At 70.6% G+C, this 16,516-nt stretch carries 17 protein-coding genes; 8 read left to right on the top strand and 9 right to left on the bottom strand.

Annotation, left to right across the window (positions count from 1 at the left end):
- Positions 1-23: 23 nt before the first annotated feature.
- The gene (locus AB0M82_RS36800) at positions 24-2,111 is read right to left on the bottom strand and encodes a PQQ-dependent sugar dehydrogenase (RefSeq protein WP_364732234.1); all 2,088 of its coding nucleotides are present in this window, start codon (positions 2,109-2,111) and stop codon (positions 24-26) included.
- 307 nt (positions 2,112-2,418) lie between these two features.
- Positions 2,419-3,273, bottom strand: coding sequence for an alpha/beta hydrolase (locus AB0M82_RS36805; RefSeq protein WP_364732237.1), 855 nt, complete (start codon positions 3,271-3,273; stop codon positions 2,419-2,421).
- Positions 3,274-3,376: 103 nt separating this feature from the next.
- Between AB0M82_RS36805 and AB0M82_RS36810 the strand changes: the two genes are divergently transcribed.
- Positions 3,377-3,952 (top strand): CGNR zinc finger domain-containing protein, encoded by a 576-nt coding sequence (locus AB0M82_RS36810; RefSeq protein ID WP_364732239.1) that lies wholly within the window; start codon positions 3,377-3,379, stop codon positions 3,950-3,952.
- Between the two features lie 126 nt (positions 3,953-4,078).
- Here AB0M82_RS36810 and AB0M82_RS36815 read toward each other — a convergent pair whose 3' ends face one another.
- Positions 4,079-4,915 (bottom strand): oxidoreductase, encoded by an 837-nt coding sequence (locus AB0M82_RS36815; RefSeq protein WP_364732241.1) that lies wholly within the window; start codon positions 4,913-4,915, stop codon positions 4,079-4,081.
- 112 nt (positions 4,916-5,027) lie between these two features.
- Between AB0M82_RS36815 and AB0M82_RS36820 the strand changes: the two genes are divergently transcribed.
- The gene (locus AB0M82_RS36820) at positions 5,028-5,588 is read left to right on the top strand and encodes a TetR family transcriptional regulator (protein WP_364732244.1); all 561 of its coding nucleotides are present in this window, start codon (positions 5,028-5,030) and stop codon (positions 5,586-5,588) included.
- A 72-nt stretch (positions 5,589-5,660) separates the two neighbouring features.
- Positions 5,661-6,068: a VOC family protein gene (locus tag AB0M82_RS36825; protein WP_364732247.1), complete on the top strand. Its 408-nt coding sequence runs from the start codon at positions 5,661-5,663 to the stop codon at positions 6,066-6,068.
- Between the two features lie 167 nt (positions 6,069-6,235).
- On the opposite strand, the gene AB0M82_RS36830 is transcribed toward AB0M82_RS36825, so the two are convergent.
- The 3 genes from AB0M82_RS36830 to AB0M82_RS36840 form a co-directional block, all read right to left on the bottom strand.
- Entirely contained in the window at positions 6,236-7,024 is a 789-nt protein-coding gene (locus AB0M82_RS36830) for an SDR family oxidoreductase (RefSeq protein ID WP_364732250.1), read from the bottom strand.
- Positions 7,025-7,175: 151 nt separating this feature from the next.
- Positions 7,176-8,381, bottom strand: a complete 1,206-nt coding sequence (locus tag AB0M82_RS36835; RefSeq protein ID WP_364732253.1) for a cytochrome P450 — start codon at positions 8,379-8,381, stop codon at positions 7,176-7,178.
- A 97-nt stretch (positions 8,382-8,478) separates the two neighbouring features.
- Complete coding sequence (locus AB0M82_RS36840) at positions 8,479-9,210, bottom strand: SDR family oxidoreductase (RefSeq protein ID WP_364732256.1); 732 nt, start codon at positions 9,208-9,210, stop codon at positions 8,479-8,481.
- A gap of 222 nt (positions 9,211-9,432) precedes the next feature.
- Here AB0M82_RS36840 and AB0M82_RS36845 point away from each other — a divergent pair, with 222 nt between their 5' ends.
- Entirely contained in the window at positions 9,433-10,035 is a 603-nt protein-coding gene (locus AB0M82_RS36845; protein ID WP_364732259.1) for a class I SAM-dependent methyltransferase, read from the top strand.
- Positions 10,036-10,092: 57 nt separating this feature from the next.
- Here the strand turns inward: AB0M82_RS36845 and AB0M82_RS36850 are convergent, their stop codons facing one another.
- Both AB0M82_RS36850 and AB0M82_RS36855 read right to left on the bottom strand, forming a co-directional pair.
- Positions 10,093-11,109, bottom strand: coding sequence for a S1 family peptidase (locus AB0M82_RS36850; protein WP_364732261.1), 1,017 nt, complete (start codon positions 11,107-11,109; stop codon positions 10,093-10,095).
- 154 nt (positions 11,110-11,263) lie between these two features.
- Positions 11,264-11,566, bottom strand: coding sequence for a GNAT family N-acetyltransferase (locus AB0M82_RS36855; protein WP_364732264.1), 303 nt, complete (start codon positions 11,564-11,566; stop codon positions 11,264-11,266).
- Positions 11,567-11,833: 267 nt separating this feature from the next.
- On the opposite strand from AB0M82_RS36855, the gene AB0M82_RS36860 reads away from it, so the two are divergent.
- From AB0M82_RS36860 to AB0M82_RS36875, 4 genes are all read left to right on the top strand, one after another.
- Positions 11,834-14,011, top strand: a complete 2,178-nt coding sequence (locus AB0M82_RS36860; protein WP_364732346.1) for a germacradienol/geosmin synthase — start codon at positions 11,834-11,836, stop codon at positions 14,009-14,011.
- A gap of 130 nt (positions 14,012-14,141) precedes the next feature.
- Positions 14,142-14,741 (top strand): VTT domain-containing protein, encoded by a 600-nt coding sequence (locus AB0M82_RS36865; protein ID WP_364732266.1) that lies wholly within the window; start codon positions 14,142-14,144, stop codon positions 14,739-14,741.
- Complete coding sequence (locus tag AB0M82_RS36870) at positions 14,738-14,968, top strand: ferrous iron transport protein A (protein WP_364732268.1); 231 nt, start codon at positions 14,738-14,740, stop codon at positions 14,966-14,968. Before AB0M82_RS36865 ends, AB0M82_RS36870 begins: the two co-directional genes overlap by 4 nt.
- Positions 14,969-14,979: 11 nt before the next feature.
- Positions 14,980-15,729 carry a class I SAM-dependent methyltransferase gene (locus tag AB0M82_RS36875; RefSeq protein WP_364732271.1) on the top strand — a complete coding sequence of 250 codons (750 nt, stop codon included), beginning with the start codon at positions 14,980-14,982 and terminating at the stop codon, positions 15,727-15,729.
- On the opposite strand, the gene AB0M82_RS36880 is transcribed toward AB0M82_RS36875, so the two are convergent.
- Positions 15,707-16,504, bottom strand: coding sequence for a TetR/AcrR family transcriptional regulator C-terminal domain-containing protein (locus AB0M82_RS36880; protein WP_364732274.1), 798 nt, complete (start codon positions 16,502-16,504; stop codon positions 15,707-15,709). The genes AB0M82_RS36875 and AB0M82_RS36880 overlap by 23 nt on opposite strands.
- Positions 16,505-16,516: the final 12 nt, after the last annotated feature.

A 16,516-nucleotide genomic window follows, 5' to 3' on the forward strand; every position in this document is an offset into this window, starting at 1 on the left:
GACGAATCCTGTCATCGCCGGACTCACCCCACCGCCACCCGCAGGATCTTGTTGTGGCTGTTGTGCGGCGTGCTGTCCTTGTCCCCGTCCACACTGGTCGCCAGCCACATCCGGCCGTCCGGGGCCGGCTCCACCGTGCGGAGCCTGCCGTAAGTGCCGTTGAAGAACGTCCGGAAGTCCGTCAGCGAACGGTCGCTGATCACCGCGCGGTACAGCCGCGCGCCGCGCTGGCAGGCGACGTACAGCGCGTCACGGATGATCGTGATGCCACTGCACGAACCCTGCGCCACCGGATATGTCTTCTTCGGCGCGACGAACCCGGCGGTACCGCACGAACCCGACGTCCCTTCGCAGGCGGGCCAGCCGAAGTTGCCGCCCTTCACGATCAGGTTCGTCTCGTCCATGACGTTGTTGCCGAACTCCTGCTCCCACAGCTTGCCCTGCGCGTCGAACGCCAGCCCCTGGACGTTCCGGTGCCCGTAGCTCCACACCGCGTTGCGGAACGGGTTGTCGGCGGGAATCGAGCCGTCCGGGCTGATCCGCAGTACCTTTCCGTTGAGGCTGTTGGTGTTCGAGGCGTTGGCGCTGTTCTGCGCGTCGCCGGTGCCGGCGAACAGGTACCGGCCGTCCGGGCTGAACCGCAGCCGGCCGCCGTTGTGGAACTTGTTGCGTGCGATGCCGGTCAGCAGGATCTGCTCGGTGCTCGTGGTCAGCGAGTCGGCGGTGGGGTCGTACTTGATCCGCACGATCCGGTTGTCGTCCGGCGAGGTGTGCATGATGTACAGCCAGTGGTCGGTGGCGAAGGACGCCGGGTTGATCTCCAGCCCGGTCAGGCCGCCTTCGCCGTCGGTGCTCCGCACGTTCGGCACGGTGCCGATCGTCTTCTTCGCCCCGGTCTTCGGGTTCAGGTGGACGATCGCGTGCACGTCACGCTGGTTGTAGAGGATCGTGCCGTCGGGCAGGGTCACCAGGCCCCACACGACGTCGTCATCGGTCCCGACCTGCGTGGCGCCGCAGACTCCCTGTGACGGGGAGCAGTTCGACCCGCCGCTGGTGGTGACGTCCAGGACCGGTGTGCTCGGCTCGCTGAGGTTGCCGTTCCCGTCGACGGCCCGCACCTGCAGGTGGTACGCGGTGTTCGGGGTCAGCCCGCCGAGCGTGGTGCTCGCGGTGTCGGACGTGCCGATCTGCGTGGCCGCGCCGTCGACGACGTTGGAGATCCGATAGCCGGTGACGCCCACGTCGTCGGCCGAGGCGGTCCACGCGAGCCCGATCGAGGTGCTGTCGACCGCGGTGGTGTGCACGTTCCCCGGCACGGACGGCGGCGTGTGGTCATCGGACGGCGGAGTCTTCACGGCGAGCGTGCCACTGGCCTGCGACACGTTCCCGGCCGCGTCACGCGCGTTGACGTAGAAGCCGTAGGTGCCGTTGGGGCTGAGATTGGCGCAGGTCGCCGTCAGAGCGCCGGTGGTACCGGCGCAGCGCTGGCCGTCGCGATAGACGTCGTAACCCGCGACGCCGACGTCGTCGGTGGCCGCGGTCCACGAGATGGTCGCGCTGGTGGGCGTGACGCCGACCAGCGTCGGCGTGCCAGGCGGAGACGGCGGCACAACGTCCCCGGTCGAACCGTAGACACCGAACTCCTGCAGCGAATAGCCCTTCGACGCATCGGTGCGGCACCGTTTCGTGCCGTACATTCGCACGTAACGGCCGGTGCCATCGAGGGAGGTCAGGTCTTCGACGCCGCCCTTTCCCGTGGTGGTCGCATAGATCCGCGTCCACGTGACGTGATCGGCGGAGGTGTCGATCTCGTAGGCCGTGGCACACGAAGCGTCCCACTGCAGCCGGACCCGGCTGACGTGCACCGCCGCGCCGAGGTCGACGTAGATCCACTGCGGATCGACGCCCGGCGCGCTGCCCCACCGGGTCGCCGAGTTCCCGTCGACCGCGTTCACCGCCAGGCAGCACCCGACGGCCGACGACGCCGTCACCGGTTTTCTCTGTGACAGCAAGGGGTCCGCGGCTTGCGCCGGCCCGGCCGCACTGATCGTCCCGACGACGAGCGCGGCCACCGCGGCCACGATCGTCCCCACCCGGATTCGTCTGGTCATCCCGTCCTCCACACTGCCGGCGCGGAGGATCGACCACTCGGCAGCCTCCGCGGAACACCGTCGTGCCGCCTGGGCCCCCGGTCTGCCGAACGGGCGCCCAGGCCCATCGCCGAACGACCCGTCGGCGCAGGCGGAGGCGGAGGCGGACGCCTGACGACGACGGCGGGGTTCTCGGGGACCGGGACCGACCTGGGGTCAGGGCGATCTTCGGAAGACCCTACGAGCGGAACGTCCACCCGGTCAACGGGCGCCGATCCGGCGTCCCGCTCACCGGACCGGGACGTGACCCCGTTGGGGAGAACGAAGTTCAGTCCGGCATCACCCGCCCGAGGAAGCCCCGGATGTACCCGGCGATGGCGTCCAGGTGCGTCTCCAGCGCGAAATGGCCCGAGTCGAGCAGGTGGATCTCGGCGTCGGGCAGGTCACGGACGTACGCGCGGGCGCCGTCGGCGACGAAGATCTCGTCGTTGCCACCCCAGACAGCCAGCAGCGGGACCTGGCTGGTCCGGAAGTACTCGTGGAACTTCGGGTACAGGCCGATGTTGTGGTGGTAGTCGGCGAGCAGCGCCATCTGGATCTCCGCGCCACCCGGCCGGTCCAGCAGGGCCTGGTCGTGAATCCAGACGTCGGGGCTGACCAGCGACGGGTCGGCCACGCCGTCGAGGTACTGCGCCTTGGTGGCCTCGAGGGTGACCATGCCCCGCAGATCGTCCTCGGTCAGCGTGCCGGCGGCGAGCTTCTGGGGCAGCCCGGCGCCCAGACCCTCGACGTAGGCGTTGCCGTTCTGCGTGACGATCGCCGTCACCCGCTCCGGGTTCGCGGCCGCGATGCGCAGGCCAACGGGGGAACCGAAGTCCTGGATGTAGAGCGCGAAGCGGCCGAGGCCGATCTCGTCGAGCAGGCCGAGGGTGAGCTCGGCGAGGGCATCGAAGGTGTAGGTGAACTCCTCGACCGGCGGCGCGTCGGACGCGCCCGCACCCAGGTAGTCGGGGGCGACGACGTGGTAGCGGTCGGCCAGCAGCGGGATGAGGTGCCGGTACATGTGCGAGCTCGTCGGGAACCCGTGGAGCAGCACGATCGTGGGCGCGTCGGCGGGCCCGGCCTCGCGGTAGAACAGCCGGTGCCCGCCGACAGTGGCCTGGCGGTGATGCACGGTGACCATGGGCTTCTCCTCACGTCTCATGGATACTCGTTCAGTTATCCATGAGATCAGATAGACTGTCAACAAGTCGGGGAAACTGGGGGCCGGACTCGGGAGGCGAACAATGGTCACTGCGGCACCCGGCGAGGAACGCTCACCCGCGCTGGCGCTGGTCAACTCGAGACGCCTCGGCACGGCCGGGGAGGTCGACGACCTCGCCGAACCGCACAGCGCCACCGAGTGGCTGCACCGGCACGAACTCCCGCCGGCCCCTGTGGGCACCGACGGCCTGAGCCGCCTGACGGCCCTCCGTGCCGCGGTCCGCGAACTGCTGACGGCACTGGCGGAGAGCCGCTCACCCGAGGCCGACGCCGTGGCCACGGTGAACGCCGCCGCCCGTGCCGACGCAGCCGCACCTCAGCTCGCGTGGCCGGCCGGACCGCGCCGGGAGTGGCACAGCACCCGGCCCGGCAGCCTCGACGAGGTCGTGGCCTCCCTGGCCCGCGACGCGATCGACGTCATCAGCGGCGACCTCGGCGAACTGGTGCGCCCGTGCGAGGCGCACGGCTGCGTACGGTTCTTCTTCCGCGAACACGCCCGACGCCGTTGGTGCTCCACCACCTGCGGCGACCGTGTCCGGGCGGCCCGCCACCAGCGGTTGGTGGTCGAACAGCGGGAGGCATCCCAGGGGCGGTCCTGACCCACCGCCGTTCCGGACTCGCCGCGGGATTCACCGAGCCGCTCACCTCCGCGCCGGGACCACACCGCTGAAGCCGCAGTGGATCACCCCTGGCACAGCCCGTGCGCCCGCGCCTCCCAGTTGTGCTCACTCCGTCGCGAACACCGCCGATCGGCTCACCTCAGCCCATTCGGACACCTCCGCCCCACGCGCGCGTTCCGACCGTTGGACCGCTTCGACTGCGTCCGCGCCGAGCAGCAGCCGCAATGGTGGTGCGTCGAGCCGGACCAGGTCGGCGAGGATCCGGGCCGCGCGGGCCGGGTCGCCCGGTTGCTTGCCGTCGCTCGCGTCGCGCAGCCGGTGCATCTGCCCCACCGACGCGTCGTACTCCGGCCGGACCGGGGCGCGCTCCATCGAGGCGCCCTGCCAATCCGTGCGGAACGCGCCCGGTTCGACGATCGTGACCTTCACGCCGAACGGCTTCACCTCCGCGTTGAGCACTTCGGAGAACCCCTCCACGGCGAACTTCGCCGCCTGGTAGGCGCCCAGTCCCGGTGACCCGCCGACCCGGCCGCCGACCGACGAGAACTGCAGGAAGTGCCCCGAGCCCTGCTCGCGGAACACCGGCAGCGCCGCCCGCGTCACGTTGACGACGCCGAAGAAGTTGGCCTCGACCTGCGCCCGGAAGTCGTCCTCCGCCATGTCCTCGATCGGCGCGCTGTTCGCGTAACCGGCGTTGTTGGCCACGACGTCGAGCCCACCGAATTCGCGCACGGCGAACGCGACCGCCGCACGCGCGGCCGTGGAATCCGTGACGTCCAGGGCGAACACGCGAACCGCGTCGCCGTGCTCGGCCACCAGATCTGTCAGTTGTTCCGGCCGTCGCGCGGTGGCGACCACCCGGTCGCCGTCCTCGAGCGCGACCCGGGCCAGCTCCCGCCCGAAACCGCGGGAACTGCCGGTGATCAGCCACGTCCTGCTCATGATGCCCTCTTCTCGCTCGATCGACCGGCGGTAACCAACCGGTTGGTTGCCTCCAGGAAACACCCGAGGGGCGAGTTTGTCAACCAACCAGTTAGTTGCTACTGTGGTCGGCATGAGAGACGCGGCCGAGACGAAGCGGCGTTTGCTGGCCGCCGCCACGGAGGAGTTCGCGGAACGGGGCATCGCCGGCGCACGGGTCGACCGGATCGCGGCCACCGCCGGATGCAACAAGGCGATGATCTACTCGTACTTCAGCAGCAAGGACAGGTTGTTCGACGCGGTGTTCGGCGAGTCGGTCGCGCGGTTCGTCCTCGACGTCCCGCTCGACTCCGACGACCTGCCGGAGTACGCCGGAAAGCTCTTCGACCGGTACGAAGAGCGGCCGGACGCGCTGCGGCTGGCGATCTGGCACCGGCTGGAACGCCCGGAAGGCAAGTGGGTCACCGAAATCGTGCTGGCCAACAAAATCCGCCTGCACGAGCTGCAGCGCGCACAGGACGAAGGGAGACTGTCGAAGCATTACTCACCGACCGAACTGCTGGTGCTGGTCCAGTCGGTCTCGACGGCGTGGACGACGACCAACTCCGAACTCGGCGCGCGCACCGACATCCCCCGCGAGCAGCGGCGGGCACTGGTGGTGGACGCGGTCCGGCGGCTGATCGCGGAGCACTGACGAGTGGTACGCGAAACCTTCGGCCTTGGGTAGCGTGTGCTCCGCCATGCTGGATCGACGGAAGGACACGCGATGGAGTGGACGCTCGAGGTGGTCGTGGTGCCGGTGTCCGACGTGGACCGCGCGAAGGCCTTCTACGCCGACCGGCTCGGGTTCGCCGTCGACCACGACATGGAGATCAACGAGGACACCCGGATCGTCCAGCTGACCCCGCCGGGCTCGGGCTGCTCGGTCGTGATCGGCAAGGGGGCGGTGCCGGACATGCCACCGGGTTCGCTCAAGGGACTGCAGCTCGTGGTAAAGGACCTGCCGAAGGCACACGCGCAGCTGCTGGAGCGCGGTGTGGACGTCGGCGACATCCAGGTCTACGGCATGGGCACCTGGGACGGAAAGGCCGACCTGGACAACGTGGGGTTCGTGCACTTCGCGGATCCGGACGGGAACGCGTGGGCGGTGCAGCAGATCTCGTCGCGCCGCTGACCGGCGGCTCGGGTGGCGAGCCGGCCACCGGGTGGCGGAGTGGTGGCGGGCGGTGTGGTGGCGGGCGGTGTGGTGGCGGGCGGAGTGGTGGCCGATGGCGAACCACGCTTGCCCGGCTCGCCACCCGACCCGTCGCTGGTCGACCCGTCGCGCCGTCCGACCCGTCGCTAGTCGACGAGCGCGCCGCAGCTGAAGTTGACCGTGGACGCCGTCATCGTGCGGGCGCGGTCCGACGCCACGAACGCGGCGACCGCGCCGACGTCGGCGAGGGTGGCCGCTCGGCCGAGCATCGTCTTGCCCGCGATGTTCTCCTCGATGGCTTCCCGGTCCGGGAAGCCGGCCGGGAGCGTCTCCGGAATGCCACCGGTCCGGAGCGTCACCGTCCGCACCCCGTGCGGGCCCAGCTCGGCGGCGATCTGGCGACGCATCGCCTCGAGCGCGTGAAATGCCACCTGCAGCCCGCCGACGGCGAACTCACGGACGGGTTCGCCCGCACCACCGAAAAGGAGGATCACTCCGGAACCCTTCAGGATCATGTGCCGGGCCGCCGCGCGGGCGGTCAGGAACTGGGTGCGCACCGCGGTCACGACCGGGCGTTCGTAGTCCGCGAGCGACATGTCGACCAGCGGCGTGCCCTGGACGTCGCCGTGGGCGATGAGGTTGACCGAGATGTCGACGCCACCCTGGGCGGCGACGGCGTCGGCGTGCTCGTCGACCGCACGCTCGTCGAGGGCGTCGACCTCCGCGGTCTCGGCCGCGCCGCCGGCGGCGCGGATGCGCCCGGCGACCTCCTCCAGCCGGGAGCGGGTGCGGCCGGCGACCTCCTCCAGCCGGGAGCGGGTGCGGCCGGCGAGGAAGACCTTCGCGCCTTCCTCGGCGAAAGCCGTGGCGACGGCCGTGCCGACCCGCCCGGCCCCGCCGTAGACGATCGCGTTCTTGCCTGCGAGCAGCGTCATGAGTCCTCCGATGTCCGGGTGCGTTCACCCCTGCGTCGAACGGACCCGCCCGGATTCGACACGAACCACCCGTGCGTTCCCGGGGCCTCCTCGTCTCCATCAGCGCGTTGACGAAAGAGCAACCGCCCACCAACGAAGACGCCGCTGACTGTCAGCCCCAGGCCACCGGCAGCTCCCGCACGCCGTACACCAGGGTGTTGTGCTTGTACGCCAACGACTCCCGGGGCACCGCCAGACGCAGGTCCGGCACCCGGCGGAACAGTCCGGTCAGCGCCTCCTGCAGCTCGACGCGCGCCAGCTGCTGGCCGATGCACTGGTGCGCGCCGAACCCGAAGGCGACGTGCGTGCGCGGCGATTCGCGGTGGAAGTCGAGCTTGTCCGCGCCAGGGAACAGGTCCTCGTCGCGGTTGGCCGAGTTCAGCGCGGCCACCAGCCACTCCCCCGCTTTCACCGCGCGGGCGCCGACCTGGACGTCCGAGGTCGCGTAACGCAGCACGCCGAACTGCACGACCGACAGGTACCGCAGCAGCTCCTCGATCGCCCGCTCCGGCGCCTCGAGCACGGCATCCCGCTGCGAAGGGTGTTCCAGCAGCACGAGCGTACTGAGCGCGATCATGTTGGCCGTCGTCTCGTGCCCGGCCACCAGCAGGCTGAGCCCGAGCACGACCAGCTCCTCCATGGTGAGCGGGTCGCCGGCCGACACGCCGCGGGAAATGAGCCTGCTGAACAGGTCGTCCTGCGGATTCCGCTGCTTCTCGGTGAACAGGTCCGCCAAATAGTCGGAAACTTCTTGGTACGCCTGCTGTCCTTCGTCGCGCGTGGCGTCGGTGCTGACCATCGTCGTGCTCTGCCGCTGGAACCGTTCGCGGTCGGCGTACGGGACGCCGAGCAGCTCGCAGATCACCAGCGACGGGATCGGCAACGCGAAGTCCTCCACCAGATCGGCGTGGCCGGGCTTCGCGAGCATCGCGTCGAGGTGGCTCTCCACCAGCTCCTGGACGTAGCCGCGCATCGCTTCCACGCGCCGCACCGTGAACTCCGCGATCACCATCTTGCGCAGGCGCGAGTGGCCGGCGCCGTCGAGCTGGATGATCGAGCCCGGGCTGACCTCCTCGTCGAGGTCGGCGTTCGGGTTGGCGTGCGCCGAATTCGCGCCACGTGAGCTCATCGTGGGGTCCGCGAGCACCGCGCGGACGTCGCCGTACCGCGTGACCAGCCAGGCGTCCATGCCCGCCGGACAGCGCACGCGCGACGTCGGCGCGGTTTCCCGCAGGGTGGCGTACTCCCCGGGCGGGTCGAACGGGCATCCGGAGGGTCTCGTCGTCGGGAGGGCCGGGGTTTCGGAAGCTGCCGTCACGGCGGATCACACCTCTCTTCCGGTGGCCTGGATACCTCCACCATGGAGAGAACCGGCGCCGCGGTGGGACGTCCGGCCGACTTCCGACCCGGATGGCCTAGCGGGCGCCGTACGCGCCGCCGTTCACGTGCAAGACCTGCCCGGTGATGTGCCCGGCGCCCGGCGCGGCCAGGAAGCCGACGGTCTCCGCGACCTCGTCCGGCGTGCCGGCCCGCTGGTTGAACGCCACGGAGATCCGGGAGCTGAGCCATTCTTCGGTGAGGGTGCCGTGGAAGAACTCCGTGTCGAGGATGACGCCCGGCGCCACGACGTTCGCGGTGCCCCCGGCCGGGCCGAGCTGCCGCGCGAGGTCGGTGTTCCACGCCTCGATCGCCGCCTTCGCCGCGCCGTACGAGCCGGAGCCCTGCTTCGCCGCGACAGAGCCAAGAGTCACGACGCGCACGTTGTCCGCGAAGCGCGGCTTCAGCGCGGCGGTGACGAGCACGGCGGAGAGGACGTTGGCGTCGAAGTTCGCGTGCCACGCGTCCGCGAGCCCCCGCAGGTCACCGGGCGCGGGCGCCTCGCGGACCCGGTCGGTGTTACCGCCGGCGTTGTTGACCAGGACGTCCACCCGCTCGGGCAGTTCGGCCAGCGCGGCCCGCACCGCCGCCGGGTCGCTCGCGTCGAAGGCCACCGCCCGCGCGCCGATCTTCTCCGCCGCCGCTTCGAGCACGTCCCTGCGCCGCCCGGTGACGGTGACCCGTTCGCCCGCCGCCGCGAACCGGGCGGCGATCGCCAGCCCGATGCCGGTGCCGCCGCCGGTGACCACGATTTCCCGCTGTTCGTTCATGGGCGCCATCCTCACTGAAGAAAGCGCTTACCGACAGGAGATTCCCGTCGAGCGGAACACGAACCCGATTCGTCAGGATGAACGGCGTCACGCGCGGCACCGGGGTTCACGGCAGCCCTGAGTTGCGAAACCGGCAACAAGGTTTGCCTTCGCGGGGACGTTCTGGCCATGCTCGGCGGACGTCCCCGAGGAGGAACCATGGCCCACACCCACGATCAGCCGATGACCACCGAGAACCTGCTCAAGCAGGAGTTCTGGGAAGCGCTCTACCAGCGCGACGACCAGATCTGGAGCGGCGACGTCAACGTCAACCTGCGCACCGAAGTCGAAGGGCTGAAACCCGGGCACGCGCTCGACCTCGGCTGCGGCGAGGGCGGCGACGCGATCTGGCTGGCCCGGCAGGGCTGGACGGTCGACGCCGCCGACATCTCGACCGTCGCGCTGGCCCGGGCCGAAGCCGCCGGCAAGGAAGCGGGCGTGACCGTCCGGTGGCTGCACCGGGACATCCTGAAGTGGCAGCCGGAAGAGACCTACGACCTGATCTCCGCGCAGTACATGCACCTTCCGCCCGACCTGCGCCGTGACGTCTTCACGGCGTCCGCGGCGGCGGTCCGGCCCGGCGGTTCGCTGCTCGTCGTCGGGCACTCGCCGAAGGCCATGCGGGAGTTCGACGGCCAGAAGCCGCCGGAGGAGCTGTACTTCGAGCCCGAGGAGCTCACGACCTACCTCGGCGACCCGTGGAAGTGGGTCGTCGAGACGTGCGAGACACGCGGCGAGGGCCACCACACTGACGCCGTCTACCGCGCGAAGCGGCTCGAAGCCTGAACCGGGCGAGGGTCCCTTCACATGCCCCGACGCGTGTGAAGGGACCCTCGCGGGCCATCAGGCGAGCTCGAGGCCGTACGCCTGCAGCTCCAAGGTGAGCGGGTAGAAGTAGCTGGTCTGGGTGTCGCCGCCGGACAGCGTGCCCAGGCCCTTCGAACCGTCGTACGCCGGGCCGCCGGAGTCGCCGTGGTCGGTGTGCGCGGTGGTGCCGAACTCGTGGTTGAGCACGCCGACGTCGAAGTTGACCGACTCGTCGACCGAGGTGACCTCGCCGCTGCCGCCGCCGGTCGTCGAGCCCTGCTTCTGGATCTGCTCGCCGACGGTCGGGGTGGCCGCGCTGGTGATCTGCTGGCCGGTGTTGATCTCGCCGGGCCCGGTGCCGTTCGGGCGGGTCAGCAGGCCGGAGTCGGCGCCGGGGCAGTCGCTCTCGACGACCTGCGCGCCGGAGACGTCGCCGCCGGACCAGGTGCCGCCGAGGTTGGTGCAGTGGCCCGCGGTGAGCAGGAACGGCGAACCGCCGCGCGTCACGTTGAAGCCGAGCGAGCAGCGGCCCTGGCTGTTCTGGATCGCGTCGCCGTCCTTGATGTACAGCTCCAGCTTGCCGGTGCGGTGCTCGACGCGGACGCTGTCGCCGTACTTCGCGGCGGCCGCGGCCACCTTGTCCGACGTCTCCTTGCTGGCCGCCTCGTAGACCTTCACCACGACCTGGTTGGTCTTGGTGTCGATGCCCCACGCGGTCTGCGGCACGTTCTTCACCGCGTCCAGCTGGTTCTTGACGCCGGTGAGCGCGGCGAAGGTGTGCTTGACCTTCTTCGCGGTGACGCCGGCGGCCCGCACCTGCTGCAGCGCGGCGTCGTCGACGACGTTGACGACGGCCTTGCCGTTCTCGAGGTAGATGCCGCCCGAAGCGGCACCGAGGGAGTTCGCGATCTGGGTGGCGTCGCTGATCGCGTGGGCCTGCATTTCCGCGAAGGCCAGCGGGGACGCGGTGGCCGCCGACGCGCACACGCCGGACGTCAGCGCGGCTGCCGACAGGACGGCGAAGGTCTTGAAGGCGGTCTTCCGGGGAGTCATCAACTTCCTCCAGGTTGCCGGTTCGAAGTCTGCGCCGGTCACTTTGGTTGCCAGGCAACCAACGCACCACCGACTAAGGTTGGTTAATAACCAAGGGAACCGGACATACCTCGCGAATCAGCCCCGAACGGCCTAGCGCCCCACCACTTTCGGCCTACTCGGTCCCCTGCGGCCACCGGACGTGACCGGAGTAGTCCGGGTGCTTCCGGAGGTACCCGGCGATGAACGGGCAGACCGGCACGATCGTCCGGCCCTTGGCGACGACGTCGTCGAGCGCGCCCGCGGCGAGCACCTTGCCCAGCCCCTGCCCGGAAAACGCGTCGTCGATCTCGGTGTGGGTGAACACCGTGAGCGCGCCCCGCTGGTCGTACGCGGCGAAGCCCGCCAGCTTCTCCCCCGCCCACAGCTCGTAACGGCCTTCGCCGGGGTTGTCGACCACCTGGTTCTCGTCGGTCATCAGCGCTCCTTTCGTGTGTGCGGTGGAACGCCCGACCGGCGCCCCGTCTTCCCCCATCGTGCGACGGCGGGCCGCCGGACGCTGACCGGGCGGTGAACCCCGTTGCGCCGGCCGGGGGATCAGCCCGGCCCGTTCGTGTGCATCCCGCCTGCGCCCCTTGGCGGACACCCGCGTCTTTGGTTGCCTCAGGTGTTGCAACTGCCGTCTCCGCAACGGAAAGGCCAGGACCGCGTGCCGCAGCAGCCGTTCGTCCTCCCCGAGTTCTACATGCCCTACCCCGCGCGGCTGAACCCGCATGTCGACGGCGCCCGCGAGCACAGCAAGGCGTGGGCGGGCACGATGGACATGATCGACGTGCCCCAGCACGGCACGGTGATCTGGACCGAGCACGACCTCGACTCCCACGACTACGCGCTGCTCTGCGCCTACACCCACCCCGACGCCGGCGCCGAAGAGCTCGACCTGATCACCGACTGGTACGTCTGGGTGTTCTACTTCGACGACCACTTCCTCGAGCTGTACAAGCGCACGGGCGACATCGACAGCGCGCGCGGCTACCTCGACCGGCTGACCCTGTTCATGCCCGCCGAAGGCGAGATCACCGCGACCGCGGAGAACCCGGTCGAGCGCGGCCTGACCGACCTGTGGAACCGCACGGTCCCGCACCGCTCGGCCGGGTGGCGGCGCCGGTTCATCGAGAGCACGAAGGCGCTGCTCGACGAGTCGCTGTGGGAACTGGCCAACATCAACGAAGGCCGGCTCGCCAACCCGATCGAGTACGTCGAGATGCGGCGGAAGGTCGGCGGCGCGCCGTGGTCGGCGAACCTGGTCGAGCACTCCGTGCACGCCGAGGTCCCCGACGAGATCGCCGCGTCCCGCCCGATGGAGGTCCTGCGCGACTGCTTCGCCGACAGCGTCCACCTCCGCAACGACCTCTTCTCCTACCAGCGGGAAGTGCAGGACGAGGGCGAGCTGTCCAACGGCGTGCTGGTGTTCGAGAAGTTCCTCGGGCTGACCACGCAGCGGGCCGCCGACGCCGTCAACGACCTGATCACCTCCCGGCTGCACCAGTTCGAGCACACCGCGCTCACCGAGGTGCCCGCGCTGTTCGACGAGCACGGCGTCGACCCGTCCGCGCGCGCGGCGACGTTCGCCTACGTCAAGGGGCTGCAGGACTGGCAGTCCGGCGGGCACGAGTGGCACCTGCGCTCCAGCCGGTACATGAACGAGGGCGCCCTGGACAGCCGCGGCGGCCCGGCCCTGGACGGCGCGGCCGGCATCGGCACGTCGGCGGCGCGCATCTTCACTTCGGTGCTCGCCACCGCGCCGCAGCGGCTGCGCGCGTACGGCCACACGCCGTTCCGGGCGGTTTCGCCGCCGCGGCCGTCGTTCGAGTCGCCGTTCCCGCTGCGGCTGAGCCCGCACTTGGACGCGTGCCGGGTCCGCAACGTCGACTGGGCGCGGCGCACGGGCTTCCTCGACGGCGTCGTGTGGGACGAACGCAAGCTGCGCGCCACCGACCTGCCGCTGTGCGCGGCGGGCATCCACCCCGACGCCACGGCCGAGGAACTCGACGTCACCAGCGACTGGCTGACCTGGGGCACCTACGCCGACGACTACTACCCGCTGGTGTTCGGCGCGACCCGCGACCTCGCGGGCGCGAAGGCGTGCAACGCCCGGCTGTCGACGTTCATGCCGGTGGACGACTCGCCGATGCCGACGCCGGCGACCGCGCTGGAGGCGGGACTGGCCGACGTCTGGCCGCGGACGACGGCGGACATGACGCCGGAGAACCGGCGCGCGGTGCGCCGGGCGGTCGACACGATGACGTCGAGCTGGCTCTGGGAGCTGGCGAACCAGGCGCAGAACCGGATCCCCGACCCGATCGACTACGTCGAGATGCGGCGCCGGACGTTCGGCTCGGACCTCACGATGAGCCTTTCGCGGTTCTCGCACGGCCGCGCGGTGCCGCCCGAGCTGTACCGCACCCGCCCGGTGCAGGCGGTCGAGCACTCGGCGACCGACTACTGCTGCCTGCTCAACGACGTTTTCTCCTACCAGAAGGAGATCCAGTTCGAGGGCGAGCTGAACAACGGCGTGCTGGTGGTGCGGAACTTCCTCGACTGCTCGGACGAGCGGGCGTTCGAGGTGGTGGCCGACCTGATCCAGGCGCGCCTGGCCGAGTTCCGGCACGCGTCGGAGATCGAGCTGCCGTCGCTGTTCCGCGACTACGCCATCGCGCCGGACGTGCGGGAAATGCTGCTCGAGTACGTCGAGGAGTTCCGCCACTGGATGAGCGGGGTCCTGAACTGGCACGCGAACGTGCGGCGGTACACCGAGACGGAGCTGCGGTACCACCCGGTGGCCGGGCACTCGTTCGGCGGCCCGACCGGGGTCGGGACGTCTTCGCTGCGCATCTCGTCCCTGCTGCCCGCGGGCCGCTGAACGGCGTTGCCCGCGCCACACCGCCGGGGCGTCCGCCCGGCGGAGGGGCGATACTCGGGGGCGTGAGCGGCTTCAACCTGCGTTTCCCCGGCCATGCGACGGTCCGGCTCCCCGCCCCCATGGACCGGGCGTGAACTGGACCGACCCGGCCGCCATCGGGTACCCGGCCCTGTTCGGCGGCGTGCTGCTCGGCTCGATCATCCCGATCGTCCCCACCGGCGCGGTGGTCGGCGCCGCGGCCGCCGTCGCCACCACCACCGGCCACCTCTCCCTGCCGTTGGTCATCGTCCTGGCCACGCTCGGCGCGTACGTCGGCGACGTCGTGACGTTCGGGATCCCGCGCCTCGGCAGCGAAGCCGCGTTCCGCTGGATCAGCGGGCGCCAGCCCGCCGACCGGCTGGAGAAGGCCCGCGGCCAGTTCGGCCGCCGTGGCTGGCAGCTCGTCGTGATCGGCAGGCTCGTCCCGGCCGGCCGGATCCCGGTGCTGCTCGCCGCGGCCGCGCTGAGCTACCCGTGGCGCCGCCTGCTGCCCGCCTCGCTCGGCGCGTGCGCGCTCTGGGCGGCCGCGTACGCGTTGCTCGGCATCGTCAGCGGCGGCATCTTCGACTCACCAGTCGTCGCGACGCTGCTCGTGACGGTGCTGGTCCTGCTGGTCACGGTACTGGCCGGCCTGGTCGCGCGGTGGCGGAAGGCCAAGGCGGAAGTCCCGGTGCCGGAGGTCGTTTCGTGAAGCTGCTGCGGGAACTTCCGCTCGGCACGCGAGTCGTCGTCCGGTACCGGATCGACGGCGGGTTCACCGACGCGCTCGGGAACCTCGTGGCGCGCGACGAAACCACGTGCACGGTGGAGACCCGGCGTGGGCCGGTTGTCGTGGCGTTCGACGCCGTCACTTTGGCCAAACCCGTGCCACCGCCGCCGGTGCGGAAATCGGGTGGCGGTCCACCACCCACTTGGTGACCATCGGAGCCATGTTCGACGATCTGGTCGCCGAGGCCGAAGCGGTGTCCGTCGACGGCTGGGACTTCTCCTGGCTCGACGGCCGGGCCACCGAAGCCCGCCCGTCCTGGGGGTACCAGCGCCTGCTCGGCGAGCACCTGGAGAAGGTCGACGCGGCGCTCGACCTCGAGACCGGCGGCGGCGAGGTCCTCGACGACTGCCCCAAGCTGCCGCCGCTGATGGCCGCGACCGAGTCGTGGCCGCCGAACGTCACGCGCGCTTCGGCCCGGCTGCGGCCGCGCGGGGTCCTCGTCGTGGCCACCGCGGACCGGCCGCCGCTGCCCTTCGGCGACGCGGTGTTCGACCTCGTCTCCAGCCGCCACCCGGTGACGACGTGGTGGGCCGAGATCGCCCGCGTCCTGCGGCCCGGCGGTATGTACTTCTCCCAGCAGGTCGGCCCGGCGAGCGTATTCGAACTGATCGAGTACTTCCTCGGCCCGCAGCCGCCCGAAGCCCGCGACAGCCGCCACCCCGGCCACGCCGTCGCGGCCGCTTCGGAGGCGGGCCTGGAGGTCACCGACCTGCGTTCGGAGTCGCTGCGCACCGAGTTCTTCGACATCGGCGCGGTGGTCTACTTCCTGCGCAAGGTGATCTGGATCGTCCCGGGGTTCACCGTCGGGCGGTACCGCGGCAAGCTCGAAGAACTGCACGAGAAGATCAAGCGAGACGGCCCGTTCGTCGCGCACACGACCCGGTTCCTCATCGAGGCCCGGAAGCCTTGACGATCGCCGTCTCGACGCCGTCCAGCAGCAGTTCCAAGCCCGCCTCGAACGAAAGCCGCGCCTCGCGCTCCAGATAGGGCTCGTCGGACGGAGCTTCGAACGCCCCCTCCGAACCCAGCCGGGCGACCGTCGGGAAGCGGCCCGCCAGATCCGGCACCAGCTCGCCGAGCAACGCCGACCGCGCGTACCACCAGTCCTCTTCGGACTGTCCGGTCTCGCGGGCCGCCTGCCGGGACTCCGCCGCCGCCTGGACCGAGCCGCGCACGACGTTGAACAGGGCCGCCACCACCCAGCGGACCCGGGACAACGGCAACCCGGTCGACGCCAGGACCCGCAGCAACGTCTCCTGCACGTGGAATTCCCCCGGTCCGAGCACCGGGCGCGCCGGGGAGACCTGCAGCAGCCACGGGTGCCGCAGGTGCAGGTCCCACAGCTCCCCGGCCAGCGCCAAAGCCGCCGAGCGCCAACCGGACGACAGCGAATACGACGAAGACAGCTCCCCCAGCGTCCGGTCGTACATCAGGTCGACCAGCTCGGTCTTGCCCGGCACGTACGTGTAGAGCGCCATCGCCGTGCGGCCCAGGCGTTCGCCGACCGCGCGCATCGACAGCGCCCCCATGCCCTCGGCGTCGGCGATGGCGATCGCCGCCGCGACGATCGCCTCGACGGACAGGCCCGGTTTGGGCCCCGGCCCGGTGCGCGGCGCGACGACACGCGGCCCCCACAGCAGTTCCATGGACCGCCGGGCGTCGCCCTGACCCGCGAAGACGACCACCTTGCCGACTCC

The organism is Amycolatopsis sp. NPDC051128 (genome assembly GCF_040682715.1).
Taxonomy (GTDB): domain Bacteria; phylum Actinomycetota; class Actinomycetes; order Mycobacteriales; family Pseudonocardiaceae; genus Amycolatopsis.